The sequence below is a fragment of the Tatumella terrea genome (assembly GCF_039523755.1).
GTDB lineage: Bacteria > Pseudomonadota > Gammaproteobacteria > Enterobacterales > Enterobacteriaceae > Tatumella > Tatumella terrea.
Window position 1 is genome coordinate 131282 of sequence record NZ_BAAAFX010000010.1, and the last position, 12902, is coordinate 144183.

The 12902-nt window shown below is 53.5% G+C and carries 12 protein-coding genes; 2 read left to right on the forward strand and 10 right to left on the reverse strand.

The annotated features are described in order from the left end of the window. Positions 1-3: 3 nt before the first annotated feature. From nrdD to argF (ABD035_RS05865), 10 genes are all read right to left on the reverse strand, one after another. Complete coding sequence (nrdD, locus tag ABD035_RS05820; RefSeq protein ID WP_343868463.1) at positions 4-2139, reverse strand: anaerobic ribonucleoside-triphosphate reductase; 2136 nt, start codon at positions 2137-2139, stop codon at positions 4-6. A gap of 193 nt (positions 2140-2332) precedes the next feature. Next, positions 2333-2719 (reverse strand): 2-iminobutanoate/2-iminopropanoate deaminase, encoded by a 387-nt coding sequence (gene ridA / locus ABD035_RS05825; RefSeq protein WP_212714678.1) that lies wholly within the window; start codon positions 2717-2719, stop codon positions 2333-2335. Between the two features lie 78 nt (positions 2720-2797). Next, positions 2798-3262, reverse strand: a complete 465-nt coding sequence (gene pyrI / locus ABD035_RS05830) for an aspartate carbamoyltransferase regulatory subunit (protein ID WP_212714679.1) — start codon at positions 3260-3262, stop codon at positions 2798-2800. 15 nt (positions 3263-3277) lie between these two features. Next, positions 3278-4213, reverse strand: coding sequence for an aspartate carbamoyltransferase (gene pyrB / locus ABD035_RS05835; protein WP_343868466.1), 936 nt, complete (start codon positions 4211-4213; stop codon positions 3278-3280). A 245-nt stretch (positions 4214-4458) separates the two neighbouring features. Further along, positions 4459-4938, reverse strand: a complete 480-nt coding sequence (locus tag ABD035_RS05840) for an arginine repressor (protein ID WP_212714681.1) — start codon at positions 4936-4938, stop codon at positions 4459-4461. 98 nt (positions 4939-5036) lie between these two features. After that, positions 5037-6440, reverse strand: a complete 1404-nt coding sequence (locus tag ABD035_RS05845) for a YfcC family protein (RefSeq protein ID WP_343868469.1) — start codon at positions 6438-6440, stop codon at positions 5037-5039. A gap of 50 nt (positions 6441-6490) precedes the next feature. Then, positions 6491-7495, reverse strand: coding sequence for an ornithine carbamoyltransferase (gene argF, locus ABD035_RS05850; RefSeq protein ID WP_343868471.1), 1005 nt, complete (start codon positions 7493-7495; stop codon positions 6491-6493). Between the two features lie 72 nt (positions 7496-7567). Then, positions 7568-8482 (reverse strand): carbamate kinase, encoded by a 915-nt coding sequence (gene arcC / locus ABD035_RS05855; RefSeq protein ID WP_343868473.1) that lies wholly within the window; start codon positions 8480-8482, stop codon positions 7568-7570. Positions 8483-8501: 19 nt separating this feature from the next. Further along, positions 8502-9722, reverse strand: coding sequence for an arginine deiminase (gene arcA, locus ABD035_RS05860; protein ID WP_343868476.1), 1221 nt, complete (start codon positions 9720-9722; stop codon positions 8502-8504). Between the two features lie 629 nt (positions 9723-10351). Next, positions 10352-11359 (reverse strand): ornithine carbamoyltransferase, encoded by a 1008-nt coding sequence (gene argF / locus ABD035_RS05865; RefSeq protein WP_343868478.1) that lies wholly within the window; start codon positions 11357-11359, stop codon positions 10352-10354. 178 nt (positions 11360-11537) lie between these two features. On the opposite strand from argF (ABD035_RS05865), the gene rraB reads away from it, so the two are divergent. Both rraB and miaE read left to right on the forward strand, forming a co-directional pair. Then, on the forward strand, positions 11538-11966 hold the full coding sequence (gene rraB / locus ABD035_RS05870) for a ribonuclease E inhibitor RraB (RefSeq protein WP_212714687.1): 429 nt from the start codon (positions 11538-11540) through the stop codon (positions 11964-11966). A gap of 90 nt (positions 11967-12056) precedes the next feature. Further along, complete coding sequence (gene miaE, locus ABD035_RS05875; RefSeq protein WP_343868480.1) at positions 12057-12821, forward strand: tRNA isopentenyl-2-thiomethyl-A-37 hydroxylase MiaE; 765 nt, start codon at positions 12057-12059, stop codon at positions 12819-12821. Positions 12822-12902: the final 81 nt, after the last annotated feature.

The window sequence follows — 12902 nt, forward strand, 5'->3', positions numbered from 1 at the left end:
GGGTCAGGCCAGTCCGTCGGGCATATGTTTTACCCGGCGTCTGACTTCTTCCTGTTTTCCGTGATTAAAGGGGCGGGCATCGGGACTGCCCAGGTAACCGCACACCCGCCGGGTGACCGACACTCTGGCCGGATCATGATTGCCGCATTGCGGACAGGTAAATCCTTTACTGGTACAGCTAAACTCGCCTTTAAAACCGCAGGTATAACATTCATCGATCGGGGTATTGGTGCCGTAATAAGGGATTCGGGAATAGCTGTAGTCCCAGACATCTTCCAGGGCTTTCAGGTTATGGCGCAGGTTGGGATACTCCCCATAGCAGATGAAACCGCCGTCAGAGAGGGCCGGATAGGGGGCTTCAAAATCAATTTTATCGTAAGGGCTGGCGGCCTTTTCCACATCCAGATGAAAACTGTTGGTGTAATAGCCCTTATCGGTGACCCCCGGGATGACACCGAACTCAGCAGTATCCAGCCGGCAGAAACGATCACACAGATTTTCACTCGGTGTGCTGTAAAGACTGAACCCGTACCCGGTTTCGGCCTTCCAGCGGTCGGTCGCCGCGCGTAACCGGCTGACTATCGCCAGCGCTGTCTGCTGTAACTCTGCGGAATCAAACAGATGCTGCTGCTGACCTTTCAGGGCGTTAATCGTTTCATGCAGGCCGATGAATCCCAGGGAGATCGAGGCCCGGCCGTGACGGAAGATCGGGCCGACCTTGTCATCCGCATTGAGGCGGACACCACAGGCCCCTTCCATATAAAGTATCGGTGCAACCCGGGCACAGGTATTCTCCAGCCGGCTGATACGGGTCAGTAACGCCTGCCGGGCGATCTCCAGCCGTTCGTCGAGCAGTGACCAGAAGCGCGTCTCATCGCCTGCCGCCTGCAGGGCGATCCGCGGGAGATTCAGGCTGACCACACCAATATTGTTTCGTCCTTCGTGGATCTGCCGGCCTTCTTCCTCATAAACGCCCAGAAAACTCCGGCAACCCATCGGCGTCTTAAAGGATCCGGTAATTTTTACCACCTGATCGTAATTCAGGATATCCGGGTACATCCGCTGGCTGGCACATTCCAGCGCCAGCTGTTTAATATCGTAGTTACAGTCTCCGGGCCGATGGTTGATCCCGTCGCGGATGGCAAACACCAGTTTCGGGAACACCGCGGTTTTACGATTACTGCCCAGCCCGGCGAGGCGGTTCTGTAAAATCGCCGTCTGGATCATGCGGGAGGCAGCAGATGTCCCCAGTCCGAAACCGAAAGTCACAAACGGCGTCTGGCCGTTTGCGGTGTGTAGGGTATTCACTTCATATTCCAGTGCCTGAAACGCGTCATAACACTCTTTACGTGTCCTGGCCTCAGCATAGGCTTCAACATCGGCAACCTGCCATTCCCGGCCCGTATCCCGGTGACGTTGCAGGCTGGCTTCCACATAGGGCGCGAGCACTTCATCGATACGATTAATCGTGGTACCGCCATAGATATGGCTGGCGACCTGAGCGATGATTTGTGCGGTGACGGCGGTTGCCGTGGCAATGGATTTGGGCGGGGCAATATCGGCATTCCCCATTTTAAATCCCCGGGTCAGCATCCCTTCCAGGTCAATCAGCATGCAGTTGAACATCGGGAAAAACGGGGAGTAATCCAGATCGTGATAATGGATGTCTCCGCGATCATGCGCCTGCATGATCGGTGCCGGCAGAATATGTTGCCGTGCATAGTGTCTGGCGACGATCCCTGCCAGTAAGTCCCGCTGCGTCGGGATCACTTTACTGTCTTTATTGGCATTTTCGTTCAGCAGAGAGGTGTTGGTCTGTTCAATTAACCCGCGGATCTCCCGGTAGAGCTGACTGCGCTGTTCACGGCGGGTGTCTCTGTCATGACGATATTCAATATAGCAGCGGGCCACATCCGGCCATGGGCCGGTCATCAGCGTATCTTCTACCACTTGCTGTATCCGACCGATGTCCAGCTCGTGGTTCTGCCGTAACGCCGCGCAGACCTGGCCGGTCATCTGCTCACAATACGCGGCATCGGTCACTCCGGCGGCACTGGCTGCGGCCCCGATAGCATTCATAATGCGTTGACGGCAGAAGGGCACTTTACAACCGTCCCGTTTTACAACGATAGTATTCATCAGAATCACCCATATATTGTGCTGCAAGTAATTCTAGATACTATATGTGGTATTTTCAGCGAAATAAGTGATCGAAATTTGATTCAGAACAAAGAAGCGGAAAAAGGCAAAACCGGGGGACGGAACGGTCGCTGGGGGGATAACGGCGGGCAATTACGTGCGGAAACGGCTCCCGGAGGAGCCGCTATTGGTATCAGCGACGAACGGCGATCGCTTCAATTTCGATTTTTACGTCTTTAGGCAGACGAGCGACTTCCACGCACGAGCGCGCAGGAAAGCCGGACTGATTCTCAGTAAAGAAGGCTTCATAGGCGGCATTAACGGTGGTGAAATCGTTTAAGTCTTTGACGAAGACGGTGGTTTTTACGATATCGCCCACGGTCAGCCCGGCTTCTTCAATAATGGCTTTCACGTTTGCCAGAGACTGGCGGGTCTGAGCGGTAACATCCTCAGGAACCTCACCGGTTTTCGGATCAACCGGGATCTGGCCGGAAGTAATGATCATATTGCCGAGATCGACAGCCTGTACATACGGGCCGATAGCAGCCGGTGCATTTTCGGTACTGATGACGCGGGACATAACTTCTCCTTAATGAATATACGAGGACGACTCAGCCCTCAGGCGGATGCGTCCCCATTATAAAAGGGTGAATGGTGATTACCAGTGTCCCATCACGACATGACGGGCAAATTCTTTTTCACAGTATTTGCAGGTCAGCATGATGTCCTGTGGGCGCTGACGCACCGTAAAAGAGGAGCTGACCGGTTCGTTATGACTGATGCAGTTACTGTTCGGACAGCTCAGAACCCGCTCTATCCGCTCAGGTAATTCCGGCACTCTTTTGGCGACCACGTCATAATTGTCGATACGGTTAACGGTGGCATGCGGGGCATAGAGCGCCAGCTGGTTGATCTGTTCTTCTGTCAGAAAGGTATTTTCGATTTTAATCAGGTCTTTCTGCTGCATTTCGCCGGAAGGCAGGTTAAGGCCAATGGTAATACGCTGATCGGTTTCTGTCAGGCGGAACAGCGAGAGTAACCGGAAGCCGACACGGGCCGGAATATGGTCAATGACGGTGCCACATTTGATGGCTTCAACCTGTAATTTATTATCCTGAGTCATCTGTCTGTTCCCCCGTTATGCAGTGAGTTCTTCATTTAACACCAGAGCCAGTAATGCCTGGCGGGCATAGATACCATTCCCGGCCTGGCGGAAGTACCAGGCATAGGGGGTCGAATCGACGTCGGTATCAATTTCATCCACGCGGGGCAAAGGATGCAGCACCTTCATCGTTTCACGGGCGCCGGTCAGGTCGGCCGCCCGCAGGATAAACTGGGCTTTTACGTTGGCATATTCGGAAGGGTCCAGACGCTCTTTCTGGACCCGGGTCATATATAAAATATCTGTCTGCGGGGTCACTTCTTCAATGGAAGCGTGGCGCGACCAGCTGATGCCCTTTTCGTCGAGCAGGTCAGTAATGTACGCAGGCATGGTCAGAGCTTCCGGCGCAATAAAGAAGAAGCGGTTATTGCTGAATTTGGCCAGGGCCTGGGTCAGGGAATGAACGGTCCGCCCATATTTCAGGTCACCCACCATAGCAATATTCAGGTTATCCAGCCGCTGCTGGGTTTCACTGATGGTGAACAGGTCGAGTAATGTCTGGGTCGGGTGCTGGTTTGCACCGTCGCCGGCATTCAGCACCGGAATATCACCGGCAAATTCGGTGGCCAGCCGGGCGGCACCTTCCTGTGGATGGCGCATGACGATGGCATCCACATAGGTGCTGATCACCGAAATCGTATCGGCCAGTGTTTCACCTTTTTTGCCCAGCGAAGTATTACCGCCGTCAGAAAAGCCGACCACAGAAGCCCCCAGCCGGTGGATCGCCGTTTCAAAAGAGAGACGGGTACGTGTCGACGCTTCAAAAAAACAGCTGGCAATCACCTTGTGCTTTAACAGCTCAGGTTGTGGCGAAGCCTTCAGCCGTGCAGCAGTGGCTAAAACCAGCTCCAGTTCATCACGGTTCAGGTCATTAATTGAGATAATATTCTTTCGATAGAGGGGGTTAGCCATAAGTAATATCCTCGGCACGAGCGGATGACAGGCAAAAAAAAGCCCCTGAAACAGGGGCTTTTTTTATGAAATAGACAGTGATGCGGGAAAAAAAAGGGCTGCCGCCTGCGGTCGGGCAGGTACGGATCTCATGTTGTGTGATGATCTGTGGCATGCGATTTCCCGGAAAATTTTCGCGCATTATACCGGCCACAGAATTCCTGACAAGAGAAGCCGGCATAAAATGCGCGGCCGGTAGCGGTGATTCAGGGAACCTTCAGCAGGGTACAGATTTCCTGGTAAAGCGCAGAGATCTGCCTGCACTGCCGGGGCGCAATCCAGACATTATCGCTGCCGGCCACCACGCCCATCACCGGGGCCAGATCCTGGCAATCGAGGATGCGGGCGACGGCGCGGCCATAACCTGCGGCCGTGTGGATCAGTATAAATTCGTTGTTGCAGACAATATCGATCACCATCTCTGCAATGGTTCTGCTGGCGCGCGGTGCTAACTGCAACAGAGGATTAAGGGTATAGATCCGCTGCCCACGGCCATTACGGATTTTGATAGCACCGAGGAGTTTCAGTAAACGGGACACGGTTGACTGGCTTATCAGGGCATAGCCGTTACGTTTCAGGTCACGGCGCAGGGCTTCCTGGGAAAGATAACTGTTTTGCATAATCAGCCGCTGGCAGAGGGCCAGTTGTCTGAGTTCTTTCTGACTGGCGGGGGTGAGAACAGGCATAATGACATCTCCATTGTCAGGCGAGGATGGTCACTGGCCGGGTACGGGCTGCAGTGACAGGGCCCTGACCGGCGGCGGCATCAGGGCACCTCTGTCAGTTATAGTAACGCAGAGACACTGAGCAGGACTATATTCAGTATCACAAGTATCAGCAGCAGCGGCGCTATCCACTTCAGGAAACGTACATAAGGCACTCTGGCAATTGCCAGCCCGCCCATCACTACCGCGGAGGTCGGTGTGATCAGATTAACCAGCCCGGAAGCCGACTGATAGGCACTGACCACGAGTTCGCGGCCGGTACCGGCAAAGTCGGCCAGCGGAGCCAGTACCGGCATACTGAGTACCGCCAATCCGGAAGACGATGGCACCAGGAAGGACAGCAGCACTTCAATAAACCAGGTGACGTTGATAAAAATAACCGCCGGTAATCCGCTGACCATATGTTCAGCCGCATTCAGCAGGGTATGGGTGATCATGCCATTATCCATGACCACGACAATGCCACGGGCGATACCGATAATCAGCGCGACCCCGAGCAGATCGCGGGACCCGTCGATAAAAGTGGTGGTAAAGGTTTCTTCACTCATACCTGCGACCAGGGCAACAAGAATGGCCGCCGCGAGGAACATGGCGGAAATTTCGCCCATCCACCAGCCCTGTACCGCCACGCCGTAAATCATAATCACAAATGCAACGGCGAACAGCAGCAGAATGATTTTCCGTCTCAGGGTGAATTCCAGAATCTCTCCGGTCTGCTGAGACAGAAAGTAACGACGGTTCTCGTCAGCCTTATCGGCCACGATGGAAAGTCCCGGGTCTCTGCGGACCCTGAGGGCATAGCGGCGCACCCACCATACACACAACAGCCAGCCGCAAACCAGCATCATCACCCGCAGCATAATCCCGTCGGTGAAAGGGATCCCTGCGGCGTTCGAAGCGATAACGGTAGCAAACGGGTTGATGGTGGACCCCAGGGTCCCGATGCCGGCTCCCAGTAATACGGTGGCTGCGGCGACCAGGGGATCAAAACCGGCCACCATCATCACCGGCACCAGCAGGGAATAAAACGGCAGAGATTCTTCCGACATCCCGTAAATGGTGCCACCCAGCGCGAACAACCCCATCAGAATAGGGATCATCCGCTCTTCTTTGCCCTTTAGCCGTAACATCACCCGCTGGATGCCGGCATCAATCGCGCCGGTTTTATTGGTGACCCCCAGGAAGCCACCAATAATCAGAATAAAGAGTGCAACATCGATGGCACCGGCTTCGCCGGTTTTGTGATCCCATAGCCCGTCGATGGGGGCCAGTAAAATATCGCTGATCCCCTGAGGGTTGGACGCGACGGTATGATAGGTTCCGGCGATCGGCACTTCCTGACCCAGACGGGCATTCATCACCATCTGGTACTGACCGGCGGGGATTATCCAGCTCAGTGCAGCAACCACCACAATCAGCCCGAACAGAATGGTATATGCAGAAGGAAATTTAAAACTTTTCATCTCACTCTCCCTGCAGGCACGCCAGACAAGCCGTACCTGCATGCGGTCAGTTAGTCGGCCAGAGTTGCGACCATCACGGCCTTAATCGTATGCATCCGGTTTTCTGCTTCATCGAAAACAATCGACCGGGCAGATTCAAACACCTCTTCGCTGACTTCCAGCCCTTTCAGCCCGAAAGTCTCCTCGATTTCCCGGCCGACGGTGGTTTGTTCGTTATGGAAAGCGGGCAGACAGTGCATAAATTTCACCTGCGGATTGCCGGTGGCGTCAACGACCTGCTGATTGACCTGATAAGGCGTCATCAGGCTGACACGTTCCGCCCAGGCCTCTTTCGGTTCGCCCATCGATACCCAGACATCGGTGTAGAGGAAATCGACATCTTTCACACCTTCAGCCACGGATTCGGTAAGGGTGATGCGGGCTCCGCTGGTGGCTGCAATTTCACGACACTGGCTGACCAGTGCGTCGTCCGGCAAGAAAGCCCGCGGAGCGACCAGACGGATATCCATTCCCATAATGGCCGCACCGGCCATCAGGGAATTGCCCATGTTGTTACGGGCATCGCCCAGATAAGCAAACCGTAAAGAGTTAAGCGGGCGGTCAGGCGCATGCTCCAGCATGGTCATTAAATCCGCCAGGATCTGGGTGGGATGAAACTCATTGGTCAGGCCGTTCCAGACCGGTACACCGGCATTCTCTGCCAGTTCTTCGACTATCTTCTGCCCAAACCCGCGGTACTCGATACCGTCATACATGCGCCCCAGCACCCGGGCCGTATCTTTCATCGATTCTTTGTGACCAATCTGCGATCCGGAAGGCCCCAGATAAGTAACCTGCGCCCCCTGGTCAAAAGCCGCGACTTCAAAAGCACAGCGGGTACGGGTGGAACTCTTTTCGAAGATCAGCGCGATATTTTTACCGCTCAGCCGGGGGCGTTCCTGGCCACACCGTTTGTCATGTTTAAGCTGACGGGCCAGCGTCAGCAGGTAATGAATTTCATCGGCGCTATAATCCAGCAGTTTCAGGAAGTGGCGGTTTTTCAGTGAGACTGACATAGTGAATATCCTTATTTTCAGGGGAATACTGCCTGCCGGACGGAGGCAGACAGCAGGGGATCATGCGGGGGACTAGCCCGGAATGATCAGCGTGCCTTTCTGTCCGCAGAGGATGCGGCTACCGTCCTGCAGGGAACCGATGCCGGCATGGCCACCACTTGTCCTGACAAACTGACAGCAGGCGTCCACTTTCGGCCCCATGGAACCGGCATCAAATGAGGTGCCTGCCAGCGCACTGACGGTAACCTGACCGATAGCCTCCTGAGACGGTGTTCCCCAGTTCTGGTAAACGGCATCAGCATCGGTCAGGATCAGCAGTGCATCGGCCTGCAACTGACGGGCGAGCAGGGCGGCAGAAAGATCTTTATCGATCACGGCTTCGCACCCCGTCATGGTCTGCCCGGTCTGCACCACAGGAATCCCTCCGCCACCATTACAGATAACCAGATGATCATGCAGCAGTAAGGTGTTAATGGCTGCGCTTTCCGAAATCGCCAGCGGCGCGGGAGAAGGCACGACGCGGCGAAAACCGGTCCCGTCTTTCTTCATGATCCAGCCCTTTTCAGCCGCCAGGTCAGTGGCCTGTGCGGCGGTGTAGACCGGACCAATGTACTTACACGGATCCTGAAACGCCGGATCGGCGGGGTCTACGGTCACCCGGGTCAGCAGAGTCGTGACTTCCTGAGAGGGCAATTCATTCCGCAATGCCTGTTGCAGCATATAGCCCACCATCCCCTGACTTTCCGCGACCAGAATATCCAGCGGATAAGGCGCGACGTCGGGATAAGCCGCATTCTGTAACGCCAGCAGGCCGACCTGTGGCCCGTTACCGTGAACCAGAACCACCCGCCACTCATCGGTCAGACGGGCAATGACACCGGCAGCAATCAGAATATTTTGCTGCTGAATACTGGCTTCCAGTGGTTCGCCCCGTTTGAGGAGTGCATTACCACCCAGAGCCACGACCAGAACTGGTTTTTTCTCCATCTGTTTTTCTCCTTAGCCTTCAGATCCCGTCCCTTTCCAGCGGACAGCTCATACATCTGGCGCCGCCACGGCCACGCCCGAGTTCATCACCGGCAATCGGCAGCACAGTGATCCCGGCCTGGTCATATTTTTCATTGGTCCGTAAATTACGCTCGTAGCTGACGACCACACCCGGCCGCAGGGTGAGAACATTGTTGGCATCGTTCCACTGTTCCCGTTCGGCTTCAAAACGGTCGCCGCCGGTGGTGATCACCCGTACCTGATCGATCTCCAGTGCTTGCTCCAGCGCGGTCAGGTAATTTTTTTCTGCAGTGCGGATTAAGCCGCCTTTACCGTCCGGCGTTAAGATCCAGCAAGGCATTTCGGTATTAATGATTTGCGGATAGATGGAGAACGTATCGATATCCAGATGGGTCATTACTGTGTCGAGATGCATACAGGAGCGTTGTCTTGGCAGCTCCATAACGACCACACGTTTTGCCTGATGATGGCGAAAGAGTGAGAGAGCGAGGAATTCTATTCCCTGAGCCGTGGTCCGTTCTGAGAGGCCGATAAGAACACTGCCCCGGCCTGCGACCAGCACATCGCCCCCTTCCAGCGTGGCATGGTCATAGTTACGATCTTCGTCACCGTAATATTTAATAAAATCACCGCCCGCAAACGCCGGGTGCCAGCGATAGATCGCCCGCAGATTATGGGTTTCACGTTGTCTGGCAATTTTTGCCATCGGGTTAATGCTGACCCCCTGATAAATCCAGCACGAGGTATCGCGGGTAAACAGGTGGTTGGGCAGGGGGCGCGTAATAAAGTCATCCGGCTGGCTGCTGCGGCCGGTAATACTGCTGATTTCCGGCGGGACTTCATCCCGGGTCAGTCCCCCGGTCAGATGGCGGGCAAGCTCCCGGTGAGACATCTGACCCAGCCAGTCACGGATATCTGAAGCAAAGCCCGGGCCCAGGCGGTGATCCGAAATCTGTTGCTGTAATAACCAGCGTTTTGCCTCAGGGACATCCAGGGTCCGCGTCAGTAAATCGGACAGAAGTAACACTTCCACCCCCTGTTCCCGCAGGACCCCGGCAAAGCGGTCATGTTCTTTTCCTGCCCGTTCGACGTCTAACACATCATCGAATAATAGATCCTGGCAATTTTCCGGCGTCAGCCGTTGCAGGCTAAGGTTCGGACGATGCAGCAAAACACTGCGTAATGTACCAATCTCTGAACCGACATAATGCCTTTTCATAAACACTCCTTCCCGGTGGAAATATTCCAGCCTGACCGGACGAAATTATCCGGCGCTGATACTGAAAACATTTCAAAAATAATCAGGAAGAGAAGGAGGGGATGTGATGAAAATCAAATAAAAACATCTGCCGAATAGTGGTGAACATATTTATGATTAACGTCATTAATCAGGTTTTTTTCTGTTTTTATAAAGTGAAATTATATTCATTAAACAGTGAAAGATATCGATTTTAATATTCTGCAGGGAATGGGTTGGGGGGGGTAGTGATTTTTTATCACTATGAATACTATGGGTTTATTTATTGTAAATGAATAATAACCCATTCTGGGTGGTAATTATTTATGCCGGAGGGAGATGATGCCGGATAGTTATTCCTTTTCCCGGGGAGAAATTATTTTTTTATATTTACGATCGCAGGGGGAGTTTTAAATTATTTTTTTCATAAACAATCCGTTATCCGCGCCGGAATCGTGGGTTAAATTCAGATTATGCAGAGGGAATGAATAGTTTTCCCGGAATGTTGAGTAAAAAAAAGAGAAGCGGAAAATAATTATGCGGAGCTGACGTCAGCAGAAAAGAAAAAGGAACGGACCCCGTGAAATCCCGTTGTCCGTCTGTGCAGCGGGTTATTGCCGGCCCAGAGTGGCAACCATCACCGCTTTGATGGTATGCATCCGGTTTTCCGCCTGGTCAAAGACAATGCTGTGCTCTGATTCGAAAACATCGTTAGTGACTTCGATGCCTGAACTGAAGCCGTATTGTTCCGCCATTTGTTTACCCATACTGGTCTGATCATCATGGAACGCAGGCAGGCAGTGCAGGAATTTGACCTCAGGATTACCGGTCAGCGACAGCATCTGTGCATTAACCTGATAAGGACGCAGCAGGGCGATCCGTTCGGCCCAGGTCTCTTTGGCTTCGCCCATCGACACCCAGACATCGGTATAGATAAAGTCAGCGCCTTTGACCCCGTCTTCGATAGATTCTGTCAGCGTGATTTTACCGCCGGTCTTTTGTGCAGCATGCCGGCACTCCTCGACCAGGGCCTCTTCCGGCCAGCAGGCTTTAGGGGCCACCAGGCGCAGGTCCAGACCGGTCAGCGCTGCCGCTTCCAGCATACTGTTCCCCATATTGTTACGGGCATCACCGACGTACACCAGCGTCATCTCTGTCCAGGCTTTGCCTGGCAGGTGTTCCTGCATCGTCAGCAGATCGGCAAGTAACTGGGTCGGGTGAAATTCGGTGGTCAGTCCGTTCCATACCGGTACGCCTGCGTATTCCGCCAGCGTTTCGACAATCTCCTGCTCATACCCGCGATACTGGATGCCGTCATACATGCGGCCCAGTACACGGGCAGTATCTTTAATCGATTCTTTATGGCCAATCTGGTTACCGCTGGCACCCAGCCAGGTGACACGGGCTCCCTGATCGTATGCGGCAACTTCGAAAGAGCAACGGGTACGGGTCGAATCTTTTTCGAAGATGAGCGCGATATTTTTGCCTTGCAGAGACGGGGACTCTTTGCCCTGTTTTTTGTCCTGCTTCAGGCGGGCGGCCAGTTGCACCAGTTCATTCAGTTCGGCAGGGGTAAAATCCAGCAATCTCAGGAAATGGCGTTGATACAGCTTACTCATACATCACTCCGGGTGGCGATTAATACAATGAATTAATATTCAATCTATATGTATGAATATTCATTTTCAACCTTATTTTCAGGAATCGTGTGCTTTAGTGTAGTGCCACGCGGGATGCTGTGGGAAAATGCCCGTCTATCCGGGGAATATTACCCCTGAACGTACTGAGGAATTCCCTATGACATTCGAAGCATTTATGGAAGAACAGCGTGAAGAAACACGCGAAATTATTGAAGAATTACTGGAAGATGGCAGTGATCCGGATGCGCTCTATACCGTAGAACATCATTTATCCTGCGACAGCTTTGACGCACTGGAAAAAGCCGCCGTTGATGCGTTCAAACTGGGCTACGAAGTGACAGACCCGGAAGAACTGGAGCTGGAAGATGGCACCACCGTGATGTGTGTGGATATCATCAGTGAAATTGCACTGAAGGATGAGCTGATCAATGCCCAGATCGAACAGCTGGTCAAAGTCGCAGGAAAATATAACGTTGATTATGATGGCTGGGGCACCTACTTCGAAGATCCGGATGCTGAAGACGAAGAAGATGAAGATGGCGATGACGAAGAGACTTCCGCAGAGGATTCTCCCGTCCGTCACTAACCGATCGCTTCTGACGGCATTTCCCCCTGGTCTGACGGCTCCGTGAGGCCAGGGCGTTTTATTCGCCCTGATTTTCAAAGTCACTGAACCATGAACTACGCCGCCCTCGTTGAACCTCTGTTACAGTTTTTACATTGCCGGACCCCGCAGGCCTGGATTGATGAAGCGTCCAGGCCGGAAAACCTGCCACTGTTATTGACCGATCACCTGACCTGTGAACTGAAAGCGGCCCAGACCGCCGCGTGGCTTATCCGTAAATACGTTGCCGATAAACCCGGCGCGGAAACACTGATGCGCTGGCTGGCCCCGTACGAGGATTTTGTCTATCGTGAACATCCGGACAGTGATTTCATTCATGCCCATCGTCACCTGGGGAAAAACATTACCCGGCATGACGCTTTTCCCGGCGCTGATGACCTGATTGATAAAATGGTGTTGTTAATTAAAGAAGAATTACATCACTTTTATCAGGTACTGGAGATCATGCAGTCCCGGGGGATCGAATATCATAAAATCACCGCCAGTCGCTACGCGAAGGGATTATTGCGTGAAGTGACCACGCATGAACCCGACACGCTGATCGATAAACTTATCTGCGGCGCCTATATCGAAGCGCGCTCCTGCGAACGCTTTTATGCACTGGCTCCTTATCTGGAACCCGGACTGGCCAGCTTTTACCGTTCACTGCTGCGTTCCGAAGCCCGTCACTTTCAGGATTACCTCGCACTGGCCTGGCAGATCTCGCCCTATGATATTACGGACCGCATCCGGACGATCGGTGAAACGGAAGCCCGGCTGATCACTGACGCCGACAGTGAATTGCGTTTCCATAGCGGTCCGTTGATCCTGGTCTGACGTGCGCCCGGCGCGGGGAAAAGCCACTGATGGCCTGCCGGCCTTTTATGGTTCTCGCGAAACACCTTCATTTTATTTGAA

Coding starts and splice junctions, on each gene's coding strand:
- pyrI (WP_212714679.1), bottom strand. CDS start 3,262: ATGACTCAGGATAATAAATTACAGGTTGAAGCCATCAAATGTGGCACC.
- nrdD (WP_343868463.1), bottom strand. CDS start 2,139: ATGAATACTATCGTTGTAAAACGGGACGGTTGTAAAGTGCCCTTCTGC.
- ABD035_RS05845 (WP_343868469.1), bottom strand. CDS start 6,440: ATGAAAAGTTTTAAATTTCCTTCTGCATATACCATTCTGTTCGGGCTG.
- ridA (WP_212714678.1), bottom strand. CDS start 2,719: ATGTCCCGCGTCATCAGTACCGAAAATGCACCGGCTGCTATCGGCCCG.
- argF (WP_343868478.1), bottom strand. CDS start 11,359: ATGAGTAAGCTGTATCAACGCCATTTCCTGAGATTGCTGGATTTTACC.
- argF (WP_343868471.1), bottom strand. CDS start 7,495: ATGTCAGTCTCACTGAAAAACCGCCACTTCCTGAAACTGCTGGATTAT.
- arcC (WP_343868473.1), bottom strand. CDS start 8,482: ATGGAGAAAAAACCAGTTCTGGTCGTGGCTCTGGGTGGTAATGCACTC.
- rraB (WP_212714687.1), top strand. CDS start 11,538: ATGACATTCGAAGCATTTATGGAAGAACAGCGTGAAGAAACACGCGAA.
- pyrB (WP_343868466.1), bottom strand. CDS start 4,213: ATGGCTAACCCCCTCTATCGAAAGAATATTATCTCAATTAATGACCTG.
- arcA (WP_343868476.1), bottom strand. CDS start 9,722: ATGAAAAGGCATTATGTCGGTTCAGAGATTGGTACATTACGCAGTGTT.
- miaE (WP_343868480.1), top strand. CDS start 12,057: ATGAACTACGCCGCCCTCGTTGAACCTCTGTTACAGTTTTTACATTGC.
- ABD035_RS05840 (WP_212714681.1), bottom strand. CDS start 4,938: ATGCCTGTTCTCACCCCCGCCAGTCAGAAAGAACTCAGACAACTGGCC.